This window comes from Paenibacillus tyrphae (genome assembly GCF_000722545.1).
Taxonomy (GTDB): domain Bacteria; phylum Bacillota; class Bacilli; order Paenibacillales; family NBRC-103111; genus Paenibacillus_G; species Paenibacillus_G tyrfis.
In genome coordinates this window covers 78,474-101,383 of sequence record NZ_JNVM01000036.1, presented here as the reverse complement: position 1 = coordinate 101,383, position 22,910 = coordinate 78,474, and the positions used below count along the sequence as shown (strand labels likewise).

Genomic DNA, 22,910 nt, shown 5'->3' with positions numbered 1-22,910 from the left:
TTTGTACAGATGTCTATATGAAGACTCAAAGCCTTGTGCATCAAGTATTCTTATATGATGTGCCACATTATATAAGTTGTTTATTAGTTGTTTTTTATCGCTTCAAATACTAAGTTGTTTTTCTTCCCACAACCTTGTTACCTTAAACAAAGTAAAGCGATACCAACCAGAATGATTGGGACCGCTTATAATGTAAGCTTTAATTTTAAACAACCTTATAGGTTTCACTAAAAAAATTAGGAATGGTATCTCTTTTATTTAAATCATATGTTTCCTTTGCTGCTGTTAATGAATCAGCAAACGGACTATCGGCGACCGAAACGGATGTCGTTTTTGCTACATCTTTCAGGCTTTCATTGCCAAAAATCTCTTGGTCGATTCCTTTATAAAAATAATAATCTTCAGAGTAGCTAAAAATAATGTAATTAATAACCTTCAACTTTTCTTCAGACGATAATTTTTTGAATTGTTTAAAGAATTTCGAGTATCTATTTTCACCATTTCTACAAAACATCATTACTACGCTGTGATTTGCGAGCGGAAAGACACATATATGAACACTTTTTATTACATAGTCACTTAAGTGATTATATATGTCATTGATGGTGCCACCTTCAAGGTCCGAGACTAAGGCGATATTATTCTGGAATGCGATTGGCACAACATAAGGAATGGATTCAAAATACGATAAATAATAATTATTATCCCATTTTGACTGACAAGCTTTTTTAGCATAATTGAATTCGTCAATATACTCCTCCAGGTCTGTTGACCCTATACCTTCCATCTGACTCATCAACTCATGTTTGCCAAATTCTTTTGCCATATTTCTATACAATTGAATTTCCAGTTGCCTTTTACTGATATTTTTCAAGTTATTCTTCATAGCTATTTGAGCGAGCATCTTGTCGGTTGGTCCTTGATAGTAAGCCTCAGGATTTTCATAGTCACTGAAAACCGAACTGTCACACTCTCTACAGATAATCTTAAAAGTACCTGCCTCACCTATTCCTTTGTCTTTATCCAGCATAGGCATATCAACTAAATTACCGGAATGGTAAAATTTACCTTCAACGGATATGTTCTGAAGGCAGAACTGGGGCACTAAATGTGAATTGCAGAAACTACTACATTCCTTCCCACAAATAAAGCACTCAGCATTTTTAGCATCAGCTCTACTTACCTTGAGAAGGCTACCTACTCTTTTGTTAAATTCAACTTTATTCTTATCAAAAGAGTTCTTCTCATCTTCCGATAATCCTAGCTTAAGTAAAGAAACGTCATCCACCTTTAATCTCCCCCAAATTAAAGTATTTTCGCACTTCGCCCCCTGAGACTCTCTTTAGGAAGCCTAGCAAATGCGTTTTTTCTACGATAATTATATCACCATATTGAATTAGCGTAATCTGCCCGTTAGCTTAACGCCGCCGCGCCAGTATAGAACTTTATTTTCATCAGACACGTACGGCGTACTAATGTTTACTGGTGCTTTTCAAATTCTTCTTTCAACCAGAGCTTATTATTCTGTGCGATGTATTGCTCTGATTGGATTAACAACTCCACAAGCTCTGACTTTGAAAGCTTCATATACCGCCTTCTAACGCGTTCTATATCTCGGTCTTCCTTAACCTGTTTAAAGATATTTGAAAGCTCCTCCTGTGGCATTTTAGGCGCTTTCCGAGCTTTAGAACTCTTTGAAGTCGAGTGCTGGGAGATGTATTCATGCAACTCTTTGTTTGAAAGAATAGTATTGGCATGTATTCCGATTCCATCAGGGTCTATTTCTTTCGATTTTTGAGCAACTGCTCGATGAGAAATTCTTTTGGATTCGCTAGCTAAGAGATCTGTAGCTTGTTTTCCCAACTCAAATGCACGCCTCTTCTTTTTTTCATAAACATCATATAACCAATCCATTGTTGGAGAATCGGATTCCCGGTTCATACATTTCGTCCCCTTGGTATTTTTCGATAAGTCGAATTTCATCTAGCTCATGTTTGGCACGGTTTTTAGCTATTTTCATCTTCTTCGCTTCAAGAGCTAAGCCTTGTTTTTCAAACCTCTTCTCACTTTCGTCTGCCCAGTTAAAATAAGCAAGGATCTCCTCTTTGAATTCCGGTCTTGGAACCTTTGCACCGCAACCAACACAGGCCATCTTTGTCGGACATACTGAATCAATCGTGCATATCCCACCGACCACCTTTGACAATGTTCCAACTCTCTCGCGGTACTCTTCAAACATATCCTTGAGCTCATCAGGAGCCCTTAGAATTCCTTTTTGAATATCAATATACGATACCCAGTTTTCATGAAGCGTTTGTATGGACGATGAAATCTGTTGTTTTGTCGGTGCAGAATAATAAGTAGTAACCTCAATGTCTCTTTGGTGGAGTAGGGTTTTCACAATATCCACCGGTATCTTCTCCGTTTGAGCTGCATGAGTCGCAAAAGCATGACGGAGTAAGTGTGCCTTGAAGACAACTTGGCTTCCCTCAGCCGTTTGGACCACAATTCCGTGCAATAAGAACCGCAAAATCGCATTTATTGAGAACTCGTTTATGTGCTGATTCTGATACTGAAAGATGTACTTCTTATTTTGCGACATCAGGTGCTTTCGATTATTCACTCTAAATTCAACATCAGGCAGCGTATCTGACTTATAGGAATCCTTCAACGTCTTCAATATTTCACTCATAAACTTAAAGACGTCCTCAGGCATGTAATAATTTTCCGCCTCTTCTCTTCCCTTAGGGATTAGTCGAAAAATATAATTCTTCCTTGGTGGATCCATGCTTTTATCAATTGTAACCACGCAGCAATCCTTATCGTAACTGATCTGAAGGAGTTCATTCATTCTCGCTCCGGATGAAGTAATGACATCTAAGGCGAATTTTGCAAACATACATGCAACAAAAATAGGCTCTATATTGATTAAGAGTCTATTTGTCAGCCTAGCAGTGCGTGTTGCCTCAAAACCCTGAATCAAGAGTCCTTTATTTCGAGGTAAGAAAGGTGAAGGGATTTCTCCGCCCTCTTTTATGTCATACCCCCATTGATTCAAATAATCAATGCAGTTTTTCTTATGTTCGTCTGAAATGTAATCAGTTGCCCAGTTGCCCAACAATCTCATGCGCAGCAAATCCAAAAACCAAGGACCATCTGCGACAGAACCATCATCGAGCTTTTCGGCTTTAATGAATTCAAGAACGATATCCTCATCATTAAACTCTCGATAAGTTTTCCTTCTCCCCTGGTAACTACCAAGCCCTTTCAAATCAACAAGTTGAAAGTACCATCGCTCACCAGCATATTCAGTTTCGTCGTAATTGAATTCAATAGGCAAGGTAATACGTTCTACTCTAACCTTTGCTACTGTACTTCTGAACGCTTCGCGCAGTCGACGAACCTGATTCCATCGAAGATGACCTTCCGCCCTTATTTCGGGTAATAGCGGCGTTACAGCCGAGGTATCTTCTTTCCGTTTGTTTTTTGCTGTTGTTATTGCCTTCTCGCGCACAGAAAAATCTCGATTGTCAAAAGGCAGTATCGGTAGTACGTATGGTGCCAACTCTTCTTGTTTTTCAGCTGTGAATTTAGATCCAACCCATTTATTAAGGTTAAAAGTGAGTGACCCATAAAAATTCAAAAAAGATTGTCTCTGACGATCGGAATGCTCTTTAAGTATCTGGCCTGATAGATACTGTTCAACGTGTGTAGGTGAAAATTCGTCCATTGATGAAAGTTGAAAATGATGAAACAGATCGCTGAATCGGGCATTTAGGACTGTCGTCATACTTAGAATTGATGCCGGAGACAAATTACGATTCGATAGACTAAGAAGTGCGAGTGCAAAATGATTCCCCCAAGGGGTACCCGCGGATTTTCGTATAAAATATGAAAGATTTTTTTCTTCGACCTTATTCCAAAATGATTCTCCGTCTAAATCGCACAAACATAAAATAACATCGACAATTCTGTTTTCTAACTGAATCTGCCACGTTTTACTCTCGGTTGGTACTTTGTTGTTTACACTCATTATGAATCCATCCCTTCATAAAACTCGCTTAACCAGTCTTCTGCATGTCCCTCGTTTAAAAGCTTTAGATCAGAATGCACACCTGGTTCTTGGTTAATAACTTTCTTTTTCTTTGCCTTGTTTTTAAATTCTTTCTCACGCTTTAAGTAATTTTCTTGCAATCTTTCATGGAGATCTCTAAATTTTTGTTCATCGTAATAATGCTCGTAAATCGATAAGGTTTCTGGATCTCTCCACTTCATGTACTCAATCAGCTGCTTCTTCTTATCTTCAATTTGGCCGGCTGTATCGGATGTTTCATAGATTCCCCTTAGCATCGACGTGACAAACCAATGCCGGGCCTTATGCGGATTCAGTTTTATCCCTGCTTGCTTCGTGAACTTACTCCAATTCCAATAAAATGCAGTATACGTATAATCAGTGCCCCGAGAGGATAAGAATAATGGCTCATCATCCGGGAGATCATTGAATTTCATTTGAGAGCTTGCGGAAAGCCGTCTTTCCGTATTCACATATTTTATTAATAATTTGAGTGTCTCAGGTGAGATGCGAACAAATTTGATCCTTCTTTTAAAACTACCTTTGTTCATAGCAGCTAATTCATGGATATCGCTTCTCTTCCTATAATCGCCTACAGTTAAGTCCAAAATTTCTGATATCCTAGCTCCTGTCTCAAATAAAAATCGGGAGATGACTTCATCTCGCAGGCTCCAATTACTAGCCTCTCCAGCATTATAAATTCGATATGGAAGATCCCAATCTCCGATTATTTCTGGGACCCATTCATCATTAATGACCTTGAAATATGAATCTGTTTGTTTACGATGCGATATAGGATCTTCAGTTCCTGCCGCCTGAGGCATTTTAGGTCGATCGACTCGTACACCAGGTTGTCCACCAAATCTATCTTCGAAGTGAATGTCGACTAGTGGATTATTATGGGCATATAGCTTAAGATATATCATCGACTTGTAAAACCCTTTAACCGCAGCTAAGAACAGGTTCACCGTCTTAGAGCTTTTGCTTGTCAGGTAGATTCCTTCATAACCGTCTCGCCCTCGAACTTTACATTCCATCTTCAAAATTAAGTAATCTCTAACGGCTACTTGGACTGCAGCTGCTTCATCATTCCATTGAACTAATCTTCCCTGATATTGACTCTTATGCTTTAGCCAGTAGAAAAAAGGCTCCAAAGCATTTAAATACGCAATAACAGAACTCTCACCAATCCTAGTAATTTGATGATGATAATATTCGGTGAGAGGTATAAATGGTTTCTTCTCATCATCAAATACGATGAGTCTGTACTTACTAACTGTCCCCTCTGGACAGTATTGATGAAAATAGCTCCCCATATTTCCCCCTTAACAACCGTTCAAAGGCAATAAAAAAAGGCCACTCCCGATAACAAAAACGGGACGCGCCAATATCATGTGACACATTATAAGAGAATACAGGTCTAGCATAGCTTCGTCAATCAAACTTATAACTAAAGAATATATAGTATTTTATACATATGTCTCCAAATCAACCAAACCCCTTTATTCTATATACATTTGTCTAATGACACAAAACAAATCTCCCTAAATTAATGACACAAATTTCCCTACATTCACGCCGCCCCGGCAACGCGTTATTATTTTACAATTGAAAAAACTTTTAATCCAGCAAGATATTTCTCTGCTGCTTTTTTCTCATTAATAAAACCAGGGTTAATGGCAAGCCTCATTGGTAAATGAGAAATTTCTTCCTTCTGGATAACCTTATATTTTTTTTCAGTGTATGGACAATTTAATTTAGTCTTATCGTCTTTAATTTTGCTTTGATGAAGTTCTATGGTCGAGTCTTTTTCGTTAATTACAAATGAAAATATATCAGATGAGCTGAAATTATCATATTTAGTTAGCGGCCTAATACTTTTAGCTGCATTTTCTTTTGCTAAAATGATCCATTCAGAAAAATGATTTTTCGCAACAATCCAAACCATATGCCTAACGATCCAAATTAATGTACTTATGTTTATTTTTTCATAGCTATTTGTGATGTAGTAAATAGTTTCTTTGATACATTCATTGTTAACAAATATTGGAAGTTCGATACTTTTAAGCCCCCTCTTCTTCCGCGGCGCAACTTCATTGTAAAAGGGATTTATATTATAGAATGATTCTTTCCAAAAACATACGCATAAGCGTAAGGACAGATCTCTGGAAATTCCTTCTCCTGTCTTGCTTTATATAAATCCGAGAATCTTCTAATACAATGACAATGATCTGATAAAATCATTTTATTTAGATATTTCTCAAAAGAGTTAACTACCATCCGCTTTGGTTGGCATTGATGATTTTCGCGTATGCGTTAAAAAATTACGATGTGGGCAACGCCGGTTGGCGTAGTTGCTCGGCTATCCGGGGAATGGCGTGCTCCCTTGCTCTCGATCGTACCCGTGGGACAATTGCGATCTTAACCGCTATCATTTAGCTTACTATGGCCTTCTGCTTATGGTTTTTAGCTCTTGAATATAAAATGACGTGAAAACTTTTGCTTTTCCTGATTCGACAAGTTTTTGAATACGTGTGCCAAGTCGAACTTGCGTGCAGTTGAAATATGTTAAAAATGCATCGCGATAAAATAGACAAATATTGTGTTATGTCGACTTATATCAGGCGAAAGTGGTTTTATCTTCTCTTCAATTTCCCGTCGTCATATCTACTTCCATATGATAAAAAATGTAGTCTAGTTGTCTATCATTGAAGCAAAACCAAAAAAATGAGTTTCTATATATTCTATATCCTTCTGAAATTCATTCTTAGCAATAATTTGATTTATGTAATCATTTTTGATTTTTGAACCATCGACTGCTCGCTTTAGATTCCTATTATCTATAACAGCTTCACTAAAATGTTTCAGAGTACAATGTTTAATATCAGCATTAGTTATAGAACGAGTCTGAGCTATCCCATTTAGTTCAGATATAGCTCTTTTTCGTACTTCAGCCCGGAAATCTTGTAATTCTGCAGTCATATATTTTTCATATCTTTCTTCAATCTCAAACAGTTTCAAAAAATTTACAACTTTTTGAGTTGTAAGTCTAGAGTTTTCTTGATTCATAGCAAACTCTATCTCAAATCTATCGGTATCATTTTCCCTAATTATGAATGTGAAGAGGTTAGATATTTCTTCATAATAAGGATGAGCTATTGGAAGATAAATTTTCTCTCCCTTAATAACTTCATTACACGCCTTACATGCTACGATTAAGTTATCAGGAAAAATGGACAATATGGGATAAGCAGCTTTCGGTAAGAAGTGGTCTACTGATACAATATCTTTATTAACTTTGGTAATGTCACAGTAAGGACATACCTGATTAAGTGACATCACAGCTCTAAAATCATCTAAAGAACTGGTTGTTTGAAATAATGCTATATTAAAAGTCTTGTATCCTAACAAATTTTCATATAAGAAAATGAATATAGCTTTAAATTCCTTACTTGTTTCATCAGTTAATTTAGACTTCCCCTTCCATTTACCATTTAGAACAGATTTGTATCTGCTTACAAACTTTCCATACTCTTTACATAAATCTATAGGGCAATTCTTTAATTTATAAATATTATCTATGAAATCTCCCCTATTGATAAATCCACGAACATCAGGATTGATAGAAAGAATGTTCGATTTTAATTCATTAATTGTAAAATTGTGATTAGTTCTTAATGTCATTCTCATTGCTTTTAAAATTTTGCACATGAAATTGTGATATGGGCTAAGAAAATTAATATTTTCTGTAACTTTATACATGACTATTAATTACTCATCCTTGCTTTGTAGAGTTTTTTTTATTTTTAGAAATAAATTAAATTTAGTTGGACTATCACCCAATTGATCGTATAATTCAATAGCTGATTTAATGTTCTCATTTTGAATGTGTTTTAAAATTTCCTTTTCATAGCTTTCAAGCGCAGTGTCTTCCTTTTCGTTAACATCAAATATTTTCTTTAAAATTTCCTCATACTCAAGACCTATAGTTTTCTCTTCGATCGAAGCTTGTTTGACAGAAGATCCTTCTTTCTTAAGTAAAATAATACTTTCTTTTGGTATATCTGAAATGATTAATGGGGCATGTGTAGCAATTATTACATGACAATTAACATCAATTATCTCTTTTAATATGTTAATATAACTATTTATCCATTTTGGATGTAAATTTGTTTCTGGTTCATCGATTAATAAAAGTGAGTTTTCGGAAATTGAGTTCGCTATTTCAATTAGTCTTAAGAATAAACTCAATTCACCGGAACTCCAGTAAGATAAAGGTACAGTATCAGGAGTGTCATTAACTGAACTAAACCATAAGTCAGAAATAGGATACTTATTGAACATCTCTAAACACTCTAGATCCCTATAAAATTCAATCTGTCCATTAAAATAATTCATTAAATTTGAAGAATGTACAAGTCTCTGGGTGTTACCTTTGTAATATGTATCTCTAACTTCAGAATAAATACTTGAAAATTTTTTAATTTTTAACAATATATAAACGTATTCTAAAAACACTCGCTCTTGTTGAGTCGCCGAAAGTCTAGATCTGTCGTTAAATGATCTATTAGTATTTCGAAATTTCATTATGTATTGTGATAATATGTTCCTTGACTTAATTGATCTATCATAAAATCCAATGTTTAGCTCGTATTCTTGAATTAGACTCTCTATCTCTATATTTTGGTCTAATGTTTCTAAAAACTTCTCAGAAACATCATCATACCCCCCCTTCAACAAACCACTCCCGAAAATACCCAGAGTTGACGTGGAGGTTGTTGACTTACTAAATTCAATGAAATATTGGTCAGGATAATATCCAATGTAATCTACAATATGATTCATCTTTTTGGTTTTAACAGAATTCTCAGAGACGAATTCCTTAATTATAAATTTTAATTTACTAAATCCCATTTCTGAATAAATAATTGGACACCTTGGTAATTCCGATTTCTTGGCAAGCATATAGATTTTCTCAATCGGAGTATAAGATGAAATTATAAGATTACTTGGCAGCTGCACAGCTGTATCATATGTAGTTATCGTATGTTCTGTTATTAGATTATCCTTGTTAATTTCATATTCCATATAGGAATCGATCATTTTATTCTTCTCAATAGAGTCAGATAACAGATTCGTAATTGCTTGTAGTATTGTCGTTTTTGCAGTTCCATTTTCACCTATTAAAACCGATAAATTAAATTTTACATTCTTTGCTCTTGAAAAAATCACCTCAAAACCATTTAGTTTTTTGTACTTCCCAATATGTATTTTTTTAATAAACATTCAATTACCTCTCATATCTTAAAAATTCAGCAAATTTGTAGTGAAGCGCCAAATAATGTTCATCCGAATATGTCGTAAACAGCCCCAGCACTCGCCACCATCTTCGTCATTATAGAAAAACTTTGTACATTGGCCATACACAGATCTCGGAGATATTTTAATCAATCTAACCACTTAACTTCTACCAATTCTCTGCCATCTTGCCAAGAATGACGAAGGTGCTCCATTATCACATATATCGGTTGGGTTTGAGAGTTTACACTTTACAGCCTCGCGGATACTAACCAACACAGAATAAAGCCGATTCAAGTTGATCAAGAATAGGCTTTATTATTCGTATTTATTTAATAATATATTATAACTTTATTGAGAAATCTTCTGTTAGCGTTTCGAATTCTTTTAAATATTCTTTACCTAGTATCTTACTAGCAGCATGGTTTGAATAATCAATATGATTTATTGTTTCTATATTATCATATTTACCTACCTCTTCAGATTTAAGGGTGGTAGTGAATATGACTTGTATATCTAATTTTGAGAAAAACTCCAAGACAATTGATTCTTTTTCTGTTGACAAGTCCTCAGCTCTAAAAGAATCTACGATAATCGGTAAGTTATAGTGTAGTTGTTTTGCAAGTGAATATAGCTTGATTAAATGATAAACTGTAGCTTCACTACCCGAAAATATCTGATTGCTTTTTGTGAAAATGGATTCAAAGATAAGATTTCCTGCTGGATCAATTTCTTTATATGTAGCATTCATTATATCAGTAATATTTTTTATTAGGGCTTGTTGTTGTTGTATTATTTCTTCTGAATCATTATGGCTACTGAGTAAAGCTTCCTCTAATTTCTTTATATCACTATCTAAAACGTTAATACGTTTTTCAGCATCAGTAGCATTATACATTTCATCTTTATAAGCAACTATAACCTCTAAACTAATCTTATCTTGCACAAGAATATTATTAATCTCTTCTTGACGCTTATTTATTTGAAAAGTATAAACCTCAATTTCTTCACTATACGAATTAATTTTTTCAGAAATTGATTCCAGAATTTGATTACGAATCTCAGGAGTTGAAACTTCGAAACTATAAGAATGTTTGCCTGCATTATTATAACTAATATGTGTTGAATTGCATTCCATACATCTTAATTCACCAGATTCTATTGTTCTATTTAGGGATTTTAACTCTTTAATTGTTAGTTCATATTTATTTTTTCTTGATAAAGCTGCGTTTCTTGATTTACTAAATTCTAAAATTTGTTCTGCCAAGCTCTCAATTCTTTCCACTTTTGACTTAAAGTTTAATTTATCATTTACACTGCTTAAGTAACTTGCAGCCGTATTTGTTGTCTTTAATATTTTATATTGCTTAAGGAGTGTTTTTCTTTCATCCTTTAAATCATTAATTTTTCTCTTAACAATATCGACATCTTCAATATTTTCGCTATGTGCCTTAATATGAGCAAATGAGAAAAGCATGTTAAAAAAATCAACTTTATTGTAATAGCCCTTATTTGCAATATTGGAGGTATCCTTTTTATCTTGTCCAACAAAATTTAGCTGGTAATACAGTTCTGGATCTACGATCCTCTCAATACCATTTTTATTATAGTTGGAAGTTTAAATATTTTTTTCGTCCAGTATCTTTTTAATTCAGATATACTATCGAACACCATTAAAGTGTTATCGTTTTTCAATATGAATGAATCGGCTTTTCTACAGAGGGTATATTGCTTGTCTTCAACTAAAAATACAACGATGTGATAATAGTCTAAGTAGTTAAAGGTAGATGGAAAAACAGGGACATTACCTAAACAATACATTAGACTTTGAATTAATATAGTTTTACCACGATTATTATCATCGCTTGAAATAACGTTTAAAGATTTTGAAAACGAGGATTCAACGTACGCTTCTTCGGAATTACCGATAGCTACCTTTTGAATAATCATTATTGCACGCCATCCTTTACAATAGATATAAAGTACTTTAATGATATAACATCAAAGTCAATACTTCTTTGAACTAATTCAGGATTTAATTTTCTAATAATCAAATTAATATCATCATTTGGATTAGACGAAATTGTTGAGTATACGTTTTCAAATAATGACCAAAAATCATCTGCACGATTTTTATTAAATAGAGCCCTTGATAATGCGATCTGACAATCTTCTAGAACAATTTTTCTTTTTTCTACAGGTGCTCTATTCAAAGTTGATAAAAAAGAAAGTGGCACACCTTTATCAAATGGATTTCTGTTAATTATCCTGCCTAAAACTAGAAGCTTTATTTCACTACTTGTTAGATGATGATAGTAATCTAGAGCTTCAAAGCTTGTTTCAATAGTAATATTTTCAACTACACCAATATTTTTTTTACTTGACTGCTGATCTCTTATTTCATTAAATATAGCATTAAGTGTTTCTTCGTTCGGAATTATACGAGGATGAATTTTTACAATTGATTTAACATAATCACTAGGTTTTTTATCATCAATAATAAATTGCACTTTTTCTAAAAATGCATTAATTTCTTCATCAGTTATTGAATCATAATCAATGTATGTTTTTTCATTGGATTCCTCTAAAAGCCCTTCCTTAATTTTACTGATTGCGTCGGGTTTAATATTACTAATATCAAAAATGTTAAGAGAATTATTGATACGGACTGTGTTTGATACGCCACCCATAAAAAGAAGAAAACAACTAAAATCAATTTCACTACGAAAATTTTTAAATAATGTAACTAGCTCTTTACCTATAGCTTTTGGAGAGGATGTTTTAGCACCTTTGGATTGCATATCCCAAAGCCTGGTTCCCATCTTATCCATTCCAGTTAAATCATTAAAAAAATCAACAACAAAGAAATATATATCATTACTATCATTTCTAAAATTCATTAAATATAATAATGCTTTGGTTTCATATTCAGCACCAGAAGGTCTTAGTCTCTCTGAAGAAGTTACTTTATAAGCCATTGTCCACTATACTCCTTTCTACCTCACTCTAGTCGAGAAGTTTTCCGTTTATCGGAAAACACCTAAGTTTATGCCGAACTTTCGTACCTTTTATATTACGATGAATCGCTTTAATCGCAAGGGAAAATCTTTTTATGTCCCTGCTCGTCAAATTAAAATACCTTTGTTACCAAAGAATAGTTTTTTTAATTCGACAATAAGTGTTAAACTCCTGTGACTTTATTAAAACTTAATGTAAGACACCATCCTTTACTCGACATGAGCCTTTGATCAAGTCACCGATCCTATTGTAGGATCTTGCCATGATCGAAGTCTTACAATGTAGGTAGTTTTGTGTCACAAGACTACAATGTATGGGAATTTGTGCATTTTTTACTGACACAAATTTCCCTACATAAAAATTAAAAAGCTTGATTTCTCAAGCTTTCTCATAAAAAATTATGTAGGCATTTTTGTGTCATTGGACAGTATGGTTGATCTTCAACAATGTGAAAATCTAACCCTTTTGGGAACTACTCATTTTGCAGCGATTCCTTCAAGATTTTTCTTGCATAGATCATTGGCATCTCGTGCCATATTTAATCAAGCTTTCATGATCTTAAGACAAATCTATGTTTAAAAGCTGTTGCTTTAAAATGGAACCTTCTTCCACTTTCATCAATTATATTAACTCTCTCTGCAAAACGATCTAATGACCGGAGAACTGATAGTTGCAAAACGCCAGCAATTTCGATTAATGCGTCTTGTTTTAGGTTTAAGATATCCACCAATCGAAAGCCGGTGGCCTCCAGCAAAAGTAATATTGGAACAAATATCCATAAGCCAGTTATAATGAATTTCCGTTAACCTTTGAGCCTCATCGATCACAAGCATGATTCGGCGCATCCTGGATCGTTCGCCCTGCTCTAACATCAGATTTACGATTTGTTGTCGCATCGCAGATGGATTTCTTTTCGCTGGAAATGGAAATTTTAAATCTGAAAGCATATCTCCAAAAAACTTTTCTTCGGTTGGTACGCGATAGCTACTACATTTTGTCCTCAAAATCGGAAAGAGCGTCCCCAATTGCATTGGCAAATAGTTTAATGCAAATTCGATGGATATACTTTTACCAATCCGTGGTCTTCCGTACACGATCATGCCTGGAAGCCGATTAATTACGATTTTGGTCAAACTCTCCATAAGTCGTTTTACTTCCATAGTAGGAAGGATATATCCCCCTTGTTCAATGGGATGAGTTCCTGCTGGAATCACTGGTCTATTCATGCCATTCCCTCCCTCCTAACTTATCAGCTTAAAAGGTAATTGTCCTGTATTTTGATAGAAAATCTTCCATGCTGCCTGACTGTTTGTCCTTTTCTTCCCTGACCAACTGCCGAGCTCTATCCAGAGCTTCGTTTGTTTTAATTGCTTGCTCCAATACATCTTTACGATCTTTTGGTAAATTGTTACTTCTTAGTCGGTCCTTAACTAAATTACCCAAGTGAGATTTCGCATTATCGAAACATATTACGTCAAAAACAGCCCACTCCAGCTCCGGGAAGTTCTCATTAGACGATAACCCGTCAATGGCAAGCGTGATTGGCAGGTAAGGCATTATGGCGTTTCGAATGCAAGTCATAACATCGCTCGCGCTATATTCCTTATTTAAGCTAATCGCCTTACCAATAACGCATCGAGTGGCGATGTCTCCATCAGGCGTCACTAATTCAATAGCAAAAACGCCGTCAATCCGATGTGCATCAAATTGAACTCTTTGAAATGGAGTTCTGGTCACAGGATGGTTCTGTTCCCCTATGCCGCTTCTTCTCGATTTTTGCTCTGCATCGTAACCATGTCTTGATGATGCTTTGCTAAAATATTTTAGATTCAATTTCCTTAAGTAACGATACAACGAGCGTATCCCCAAACGATCAGTATTAAAGGGATACTGTGTAAGTGGTATGTTCTTTTCTTTACAGGCATCTATAAATTTTTTGTGAATATGCAGCGGCTTCATCGCGGTATGTGGCGCGCGCGATTCGGGCGCTCATCTGCGACCCCGATGTCGGGCGGTTTGCCGGGCAAACGCTGAGTTCGTGGGGGCTGTCGGAGGTCTATGATTTTGTGGATCTCGACGGACGGAGACCTCATTGGGGACGGTACTTTCGGACGATCTAAGCCTAAAGACCTGAACGCGGGCCTGTCCTCCCTCATGCCTTCTTTTCTCTTCTTGTGAATGCTATAATACTCATATCCATTACCAGATATCGTATAAAAGGAGGGCATCCGTTCATGAACGCGAACCAAATTCTCGAAACGTTGCCGCATCGCTATCCGTTCCTGCTTGTCGATCGAATTGAATCGGTTGAGGAAGGTCAAAAGGCGGTCGGGATCAAGAATGTCAGCATCAACGAACCGTTTTTCCAAGGGCATTTCCCAGGATTTCCGGTGATGCCGGGGGTGCTGGTCGTCGAGGCGATGACACAGGTTGGAGGCGTCGCGATGTTGAGCGTGCCGGACTTTAAAGGCAAGATCGCCTTCCTGGCCGGGATTGACGGTGCTCGCTTCCGCCGCCAAGTCGTTCCGGGCGACCAACTGCGCATCGAAGTCTCGATCACGAAACTCAAAGGCGTCATCGGCAAAGGACAGGCCGTTGCTTATGTCGACGGCGAGCTGGCCGCTGAAGCGGAACTGACCTTCGCGATCAAAAAAGACTAATTTTGAAGACAAAGAAAGGGATTCTCACGACCCGCGTGAGAATCCCTTTTTGGCGTTATGAAGTGGTGCCGACGAGACTGCGATGCTCGTGGGCAAACGTTTCAAGGAACGTCGGTTCCAGGCCGAATGCGGAGTAGAGCTCTTGGCAGAAGGCAAGGATCGACGCAGCTGCTTTTGGTTCCGAGAGCAGCATCATGTGGTTGGACGAGTCGATGTCGAACAGGTGGAAATCGTCGATCTGACGTTCAAATTCGGTCCAATAATCCCCTTGGTCGAATACGGGGCTCGTCTTGACATTGAAGTACGGTTCCAGCGCCCCGAGGAACGAGCCGCTTTTGTTGCGGAAGAAATAGGCGCTGACCTCTTGCGGATTGGGCAACGGCAAGATGGTAAATCCGCTGCGGTCGAACGCTTCCTGCACGTCAGAACTACTCTGAATCATGGTGTTCAGGTAGTCTTCCGTGCGCTTGTAGCCGCGCTCGCGGGCCAGGGTCAGCAACTGCTTGGAATATTCCTCATCCGAGAGCGTCGGGTCCAGATCATCACGGTGAATCAATGTGGTCGGAATCTTCTCCGGCTCGTGCTGAATCTCGGTGAGCAGGGTCATGTTGAACGATTGCAGGATCGCGGTTTTTCTATCGAACATCGCTTCCGGCAACATGGTCTTGGTGTAGATTTTGTCCGAATACAAGGTGTCGAGGAACATGATGGAGTTCACTTTTTGCCCCAGTTCCTGCAACTGACGGGCCACTTCGTAGGCGAGGAGGCCGCCGAGCGAATAGCCGCCGAGGTCATACGGCCCTTCCGGCTGCACGGTCTGAATGATGTGCACGTAATACGCGGCCATCGCGTAGATGCCTCGGATCGGGGTGCGGTTGCTCATCCAACCACGCGCTTTGATGCCGTAGAAGGGTCGGTTGCTCACTTTGGCGATCATCGAGTAGATGCCGACGCCGCCTGCCGTCCCGTGCATCCAGAAGATCGGACGACCTTCCGTGGCTTGGTTCAGCAGGACGAGTTCCGGGAACTGCGACAAGCTGGTCTGCACGGGCTTCTGGGCCGGCGGTGCTGCAAGCGGTGCTTGCGGCGGTGCGGGAGTCTGGCTCACGATCTCCGCTTTCGGTTTCGCCTTGGTCGCCCCATTGGGGACCAGCTCTCGAATCAGGTCTTCCATCGATCGGCATTCGCTCAGTTTGACGAAGGAGAAGGACGGGTCGATCTGCGTTTGTATCTGCTGTAGCAGCTGCATGAACAGAATCGAGTCAAACCCGTAGTGGTCGAGCGGCTTGTTCACCTTCAGCTCCGCAGGCGTGAGGCCCACCAGTTCGGAGATGATGCCGATGACTCGCTCCTGCAGATCCTCCGCGATGGCGAGCTCTTGTTCCTCACAGACGGGAACCGCCTCGGAAGCAGAAGCTGCAGCGACTGCTGGCAGGCTCTGCGTTGCCAGCTCTCGTCTTGCGATTGTCGGAGCGGTCAGCCAGCAGCGGCGGCGCTCAAACGGATAGGTCGGCAAGGAGATGCGACGGGCGGACGCTCCGCCTTGCAGCGCTTCCCAAGGAATCTTGCCGCCTTTCGCCCAGTAGAGGGCTAATTTTCCAAGATTGCCCTCTGCCAGCAAGGCTCGAAGAACGGTCTCTCCGGTGATCCCGGCCAGAAGATCGAGGATCTCGGAATGAGACTCGTTCAGGTCGCCGAGATAGAGCGCGATGGGCGCGTCGCCTTTTTTCAAATAGCCTCGCAGACCTTGCATCAGCTCGTCGCGGCTTTGTACCAGCATCGCAAGTCGCGCCTCCATCTCGTCACGGCCGACTTGCAGCGTGTGCGCGATGTCAGGCAGCTTCAAGCTCTCGTCGGCTTCGAGGAACGCGAGCAGCTGTGCGGCAACCTCGTCCAGACGCTCGCGATTCTTCGCGGAGAGGACGATGATCTGCGGTGCATCCGTCGGTTCGTGGTCGACCGCCTCTTGCTGCGCCGGGATGTATTCTTCGACCACAAGATGCGCGTTCGTGCCGCTGATGCCGGTCGTGCTGACTGCACCGAGGCGCGGGCGCTCATCGGCCGTGGTCCACGATCTGTTCTTGGTATGAATCACGAACGGGCTGTCTGTCAGGTTGATGTAGTCGTTGCTCGACTCATAGTTGTGCAGAGCCGGAATCGTCCGCTCTTTCATCGCCATCAGCATGGAGATCAAGCTGACGACGCCGGATGCGGCGAACGTATGCCCGATCAACGGCTTGATCGAGCCGAGCGCGCAGTATTGCGTCCGGTCGGTGTGTCGGCGGAAGGCGTTGGTGAGCGCCTGCACCTCGATGGGGTCTCCCAATCTGGAACCGACGCTGTGGGAGAGCACATACTGGATGTCGGCCGGGTTGATGCCGAAGCGCTTGTAGACTTGATGAAGCAGGTCTGCTTGGCTCGCAGGGCTCGGCGCGGTGATGCCGTTGGTCTGGCCGTCGTAGTTGACGGCGCTGCCCTTGATGCAGCCGTAGATCTGATCGCCATCCTCCAGCGCTTTGCTCAGCGGCTTGAGCACGACGACAGCTACCGCTTCGCTCGGCACCAGGCCATTTGCACGCCCGTCGAACACAAAGCAGGTGCCATCCGGGGAGAGCATGTCGAGCTTGCCCATGCCGTTGTGGATCATCGGCGAGATCAACAGGCTGACACCGCCGGCCAGCGCCATGTCGCATTCGCCTTGGCGCAGGGCTTGGCAGGCTTGGTGAATCGCGACGAGACCGGACGAGCAGGCGGCGGTGATCGCCATGTTCGGGCCCTTGAGGTTGAGCGCATAGGAGATGCGGGCCGCGAGCGTGGCGTTCTGGTTGCTGTTCAGCGGACTGTCCTCTCCGGCCAAGAACCCGTACTCTCCCTCTTCCACCCCGACATAGACGCCGCATGCGGTTCCACGAATGCGCTCGCCCATATAGCCGGCATCTTCCAACGCATGCCATGCTTCCTGCAGGAACAGGCGCTGTTTCGGATCGATGTACTCCGCTTCTTTGGGCGAGATCTTAAAGAACAAGGGATCGAAGCGGTCGACGTCCGGGACAAATCCGCCCCATTTGCCCATGCCCTTCTCTTCCCGCCAGTCCCAGCGGTCAGACGGGACGACCGTGATCGCTTCCTTTCCGTCTCGGATGTTTTTCCACAGTTCCTGCACGTTGCTCGCCTGCGGGAATCTGCCGCTGATCCCGACAATGGCAATCGGCTCCTGCGCACTGCGCACCGCTCCTCCGGCCGCGAATCGCGCCTTGCCGGTCTTTTTGCGCGAAGGGCGCTTGGACGGGGTGCTGACGATTGGAGCGACAGGTGCTGCCGCGATCGCCGGTGCGGATGCCGCTTGCTCTTGGTAGAAGTTCCGCATGGCCTCCCCATGTGTGACCGCGTAAAACTGGGTCAGAGCTCTGATCGTGGAATGCTCAAAGAACAAGGCGGGCGTCACGGCAATGCTGTAGTGTTTCGACAGGAAACCGGCAAACTCGGCCAAGCTGATCGAATCAAACCCGAAATCGGCCAAGTTCTCCTCGACGTCCAGTTTGGTGCGCGGAATCTTGAGAACGGAGCTGATCTGCTCTTTGAGATCCCACTCCACGCACTGTTCGAGCGTGAATCCTTTCATCTCCGGACGTCTTCCCTTGCCGGAAGAGGTGTTGCTGCCGGAATGCACTGGCACCGGAGTGGGCGCTGCCGACTTCGTGAGGCCCAGCATACGTTCGATGCGGCTCGGCTGGCCGACCATCACAAGATGCTGGGTGCGGTTCTGCGACAGGATGCTGTCAAAGATCGCAAGGCCCTCTTCCACTTCCAAGAAGCGTTGCCCGCTGGTCTTGAAGTAGGCTTCCGTGTTTTCTTTCTTCTCAAAATGCATGCCCCCGGCTTTCCAAAGCGGCCAGTTGATGACGAATGTTGTCCCGTTGCGCAGCTCGCCATAGGCCATTTGGAAGCGGTTGGCAATCGCATAGTCGCACGAGCCGAAGTCCCCGATGATCGCCGACGAAGAGGAGAAGTAGCAGGTAAAATCAAGTTCCGGCTCCCCTTGCAGCAGTTCGTCGAGCAGAAGCGTTCCTTTGACCTTCGGGTCGAGCACTTGCTGGAACCGGCGGTCATCCTTGTCGAGAATGCTCTCGGCTCCGACGAGGCCGGCTGCGTGCAGGACGCCGTGAACACGGCCGAACTGCGACTGGGCTTCTGCAAGCCCCTCCTCCATACGCGTGCGGTCACAGACGTCCGCTTGCAGATAGAAGACGCGGCTGCCTCGTTTTTCAAGCGCTTCGATCTTCGCCTGTTTGGCAGCATCGAGCGCCGAGCGCCCGGTCAGGATCAGGTTGACCGGGTGTTTGCCAGCCAGATGCTCGGCGAACAGGTAGCCCAGACCGCCGAGCCCGCCGGTGATCAGGTAAGTGCCGCCCGATTTCAGCAAGGTGGAAGAGCCGGCTTGGATGCGGGTCGGCTGTACCTTGCAGACGTGGCGCTTGCCGTTTTGGTAGAGGACGCTTTCGATTTTGGAAGCATTGAGCTCGTCCAGAAGGAGATGCATGTTCTCCTGCAAGGAAACGGCCCCGGCTTCTTGCATCACGACAGCCGCTCGGGTATCCGGGAGCACCAAGCCCAAGGAGCGCTCAAAGCCGATCCATGATTCAAGGAACGCACGCTCGGTCGCATTTCGGTGCTGGCCGACGAGCATCAGGCTCTTGGCTTTAAGCTTCGTCGTCGCAAGGGCTTGTACGATGTCGAGGATCGGTTTCGTGTCCTCCACGAGCGAAGCGTCTTCCAGCGGCCAGAGGTAGAGCAAGGCATCAACTTCCCCCTGCTGTTCTTGGACGCTGCGGAGCGCCTGCTGGCAGGATGTCCCTTGCGCGACGAAAAGGACCTGCGTCTGCGGGCTTCGCGCCTGCACCGCTTCCACGACCGCACGCTGAGCCTCCGCATTCGAGAGGAAGCAGAGCAGCGTGTTCAAGTTGGACGGCGCGTGGTTGTTTCGAGCTTGTTCTTGCCAGATCTCCTCAAAGGTCATCAAGGCAAACGGCTCGGCGGATGGAGAGACCGCTTGCGGGCGGTTCTTCTGCGTTTGCAGACCGCTGATTTGCAGACAGACCTTGCCTTGTTCGTCGCAGAACGTGAAGTTGCCGTCGTCTGCCACAACCCACATGGAGGAGGGGCAAGGGGCATAGATCGCGACCTCTTGCAAGGTGGCGGGCACACTCCCTTGCAGCACGGCATCCGGCAAGTGCGGATGGAGCAGAAACTGCGAAGGCACCATCGGCAGCGTGACGCGCGCGCCCCGCTCCTGCAAGGTGGACGCATCGAGGAGTGGCGCTTCGTCCTCTGTCAGCACGGCGCTTCCTGATGCGTGCAGCTCTTCCTCGTCGTTGTAGATCTCAAAGGAGATCTCGCCATTAGCGGCCGGGTACAGTGCGATGTGCACCTGCGACCCGTCAGCACCCACTGCGAGCGGCGACTCCCAGACGATATTTTGCAAACGAAGGCGGGTGCGACCTTCCTTCAGAGCGCCGGACGCCTGTTCCACAGCCGCGCGCGCCATCTCCAACAGGGCGAATTCCGGCACCGTCTGATCGCGAAGGAAGGTCTCCTCGCCGGTGAAGACGGTGCTGTAGCGCATTTCGGTCAGGTCTGACGTGTTGCGATGGAGCAGCGGATGCAAGGCGTTGACGGCAGATTTTGCCTGCTTGTCGAAGCCTGTCTGCACGATTTCAAACGCAGGCAACGGGTAGCGCTCTTGCGCAAACGAATAGGTCGGCAGTCCGATCAGTCGCTTGACCGTCCCCGCCAGGTAGAGCCCTTCCCAGTCGATCCGGTTGCCGATGACCCACAGTTCTGCAACCGTCTTGAGCTTGCGGTTGTGCAGCAGGCTCAGGAGGAACGCTTGTCCCTCTTCGGTGTCGGCCAGATTGATCCCGTTGACGCTGCCGTTCTTGCCGATGGTGCCCACGAAGACTTCTCCAGACTTGCCGGCCCCTGCTAGGTAGCGTTCGAGCTGTCCGATCAGCTGGTCCCGGTCTTTGACAACGAGGGCAAGCCGTTGTGCCATGCTCTCTCTCGCCACTTGGTAGGTGTACAGGAAGTCGGGGAGCGAGACGTCCGGGTGAGAGCGGAGGTAGCGGAGCGCGGCATCGGCATTGGCTTGCAGCGATTCTGCACTTTGGGCCGACAGCACGAACAGACCTGGCATTGCTTCGTTGATCGGCGCTGCAACCGCACGCGACGGATTGGGATAGTCTTCGATCACCACATGGGCATTCGTGCCGCTGTAGCCGAACGAGTTGACGGCAGCCAGGCGCTTGCCATTTCGATTGGGCGTCCACTCGCGACGAGCTGTGTTGACATAGACCGGGCTATTGGCAAAGTCGATGTGCTTGTTGCCCTGTGCATACTGGATGGAGGGCGGCATCTCTCCATGCTTCATGCTCATCAAGACTTTGATCACGCCCAGCACGCCTGCTGCAGCCGTCGTGTGACCAATGTTCGCCTTGAGCGAACCGATTCCGCAGAAGCCTTTCTGAGTCGTGAACTTGCGGAAGGTGTTGTTAAGGGCGTGAATCTCGATCGGATCGCCAAGCTTGGTGCCCGTGCCATGCGCTTCGATGTATTGAATGTCTTCCACGTCGATCTCGTACTTGCGGTAGATCGATTCTTGCAGCTGGCTCTGCGCGAGGAAGCTCGGCGCGGTGATGCCGGAGGTCTGGCCGTCTTGGTTGGTGCCGCTGCCTCGGATGATGCCGTAGATGTGGTCGTTGTCCCGCTCGGCATCGCAGAGGCGCTTGAGAATCAAGACCCCGACTCCGTCGCCGACGACGATGCCGTTCGCTCCATCGTCAAACGGACGACACTCGCCATTGGGAGACAGCATCCCGGCGTTGTGCATGGAGATGAACGAGCCCGGATGGCTGTAGACCGTGATTCCGCCTGCGATGGCGAGGTTGAGCTCCCCGCTCTTCAACTGCTGGCAGGCCAGGTCGATCGCCACCATCGACGAGGAGCAGGCCGTGTTCACCGCCAGCGCCGGCCCTTTCAGATCCAGATAGTACGCCATGCGAGCCGCGAGGATGCTGATGTCATATCCGAGCAAGGAATAATGGGAAAAATCTTGAGCGAGCGCCGAGGAACCGGCGGTGCCGATAAAGGTGCCGACGGGCTGCCCGCGCAGCTGCGTCGGGGTGTAGCCGGCATCTTCTAAAGACTTGTACGTTTCTTCCAGCAAAATACGCTGGGTGACGTCCATCTTCTCAGCTTCGATGGCCGAGATGTTAAAAAAGAGCGGGTCGAAGCGGTCGATGTCGTCCATCTTGCCATAGTTGATCGGAAACGGATTGGACGAATGGGCTTGGATGTATTCCAGCAATTTCGGATCGCTCACTTCGCTGATGCATTTTTTCCCGTCGCGAATCAGGTTCCAGAATTCTTCTTGATCGCTCGCCCCGGCACTCCGGACGGAGAGACCGATGATGGCGATCTCATCGGTCTCGACCCGTGCTTCGCGAGCGGGCGGAGTGGGTGTCGGTGCTGGTGCTGGTGTTGGTTTCGGTGTCGGCGTTGGTGCCGATACCCTCGGCTGTGCTTGTTTTGCAGGTTGTACGAAGGTATGGAACTGCTTTTCCATGTAGACCGCCAGAGACTCAAGGTCTGCACATTCAAATACGATGCTGGTCGGCAGGTTCAGGTCGAACCGGACGTTGATCGCTTCGAGCAGTTCAACCGCATTGAGCGATCCGATCCCCAGTTCCTTGAAGGTATCCGATTGCTCCAGTTCGGTGCGTTCCAAACCCAAGGTCTGTTCGAAGATCTCGAACAGGATCTCTTTGATCTCAGTTCTGGTCATCCCGGAACTCATGCTCCCTCAC

General features: G+C 43.8%; 14 protein-coding genes. 1 reads left to right on the top strand and 13 read right to left on the bottom strand.

The genetic code is table 11. The features are described 5' to 3' along the window. Positions 1–205: 205 nt before the first annotated feature. The 12 genes from ET33_RS30345 to ET33_RS30295 all read right to left on the bottom strand — a co-directional run bounded on the left by ET33_RS30345 (position 206) and on the right by ET33_RS30295 (position 14,347). On the bottom strand, positions 206–1,288 hold the full coding sequence (locus ET33_RS30345) for a hypothetical protein (RefSeq protein WP_036691055.1): 1,083 nt from the start codon (positions 1,286–1,288) through the stop codon (positions 206–208). 191 nt (positions 1,289–1,479) lie between these two features. Further along, on the bottom strand, positions 1,480–1,941 hold the full coding sequence (locus tag ET33_RS30340; protein WP_036691053.1) for a hypothetical protein: 462 nt from the start codon (positions 1,939–1,941) through the stop codon (positions 1,480–1,482). Beyond that, positions 1,898–4,033, bottom strand: coding sequence for a site-specific integrase (locus tag ET33_RS30335; RefSeq protein ID WP_036691050.1), 2,136 nt, complete (start codon positions 4,031–4,033; stop codon positions 1,898–1,900). The genes ET33_RS30340 and ET33_RS30335 overlap by 44 nt, the downstream gene beginning before the upstream one ends. Next, entirely contained in the window at positions 4,033–5,388 is a 1,356-nt protein-coding gene (locus tag ET33_RS30330; protein ID WP_036691046.1) for a tyrosine-type recombinase/integrase, read from the bottom strand. Before ET33_RS30330 ends, ET33_RS30335 begins: the two co-directional genes overlap by 1 nt. Before the next feature lie 281 nt (positions 5,389–5,669). Next, positions 5,670–6,020, bottom strand: coding sequence for a hypothetical protein (locus ET33_RS30325; RefSeq protein ID WP_036691042.1), 351 nt, complete (start codon positions 6,018–6,020; stop codon positions 5,670–5,672). 746 nt (positions 6,021–6,766) lie between these two features. Then, entirely contained in the window at positions 6,767–7,834 is a 1,068-nt protein-coding gene (locus tag ET33_RS30320) for an HNH endonuclease (RefSeq protein WP_036691038.1), read from the bottom strand. Positions 7,835–7,843: 9 nt separating this feature from the next. Continuing rightward, the gene (locus ET33_RS30315) at positions 7,844–9,358 is read right to left on the bottom strand and encodes an AAA family ATPase (protein WP_036691034.1); all 1,515 of its coding nucleotides are present in this window, start codon (positions 9,356–9,358) and stop codon (positions 7,844–7,846) included. Positions 9,359–9,713: 355 nt separating this feature from the next. After that, the gene (locus tag ET33_RS30310) at positions 9,714–10,847 is read right to left on the bottom strand and encodes a hypothetical protein (RefSeq protein WP_235206859.1); all 1,134 of its coding nucleotides are present in this window, start codon (positions 10,845–10,847) and stop codon (positions 9,714–9,716) included. A gap of 101 nt (positions 10,848–10,948) precedes the next feature. Beyond that, positions 10,949–11,320 (bottom strand): hypothetical protein, encoded by a 372-nt coding sequence (locus tag ET33_RS40045; RefSeq protein WP_235206858.1) that lies wholly within the window; start codon positions 11,318–11,320, stop codon positions 10,949–10,951. After that, the gene (locus ET33_RS30305; RefSeq protein ID WP_036691030.1) at positions 11,320–12,348 is read right to left on the bottom strand and encodes a hypothetical protein; all 1,029 of its coding nucleotides are present in this window, start codon (positions 12,346–12,348) and stop codon (positions 11,320–11,322) included. Before ET33_RS30305 ends, ET33_RS40045 begins: the two co-directional genes overlap by 1 nt. A 666-nt stretch (positions 12,349–13,014) precedes the next feature. Beyond that, on the bottom strand, positions 13,015–13,614 hold the full coding sequence (locus ET33_RS30300) for an AAA family ATPase (protein ID WP_036691025.1): 600 nt from the start codon (positions 13,612–13,614) through the stop codon (positions 13,015–13,017). A gap of 28 nt (positions 13,615–13,642) precedes the next feature. Further along, positions 13,643–14,347 (bottom strand): hypothetical protein, encoded by a 705-nt coding sequence (locus ET33_RS30295; protein WP_036691021.1) that lies wholly within the window; start codon positions 14,345–14,347, stop codon positions 13,643–13,645. A gap of 275 nt (positions 14,348–14,622) precedes the next feature. Between ET33_RS30295 and fabZ the strand changes: the two genes are divergently transcribed. After that, complete coding sequence (gene fabZ, locus ET33_RS30290; protein ID WP_036691017.1) at positions 14,623–15,048, top strand: 3-hydroxyacyl-ACP dehydratase FabZ; 426 nt, start codon at positions 14,623–14,625, stop codon at positions 15,046–15,048. 55 nt (positions 15,049–15,103) lie between these two features. Here fabZ and ET33_RS30285 read toward each other — a convergent pair whose 3' ends face one another. Then, entirely contained in the window at positions 15,104–22,900 is a 7,797-nt protein-coding gene (locus tag ET33_RS30285; protein ID WP_051775834.1) for an SDR family NAD(P)-dependent oxidoreductase, read from the bottom strand. Positions 22,901–22,910: the final 10 nt, after the last annotated feature.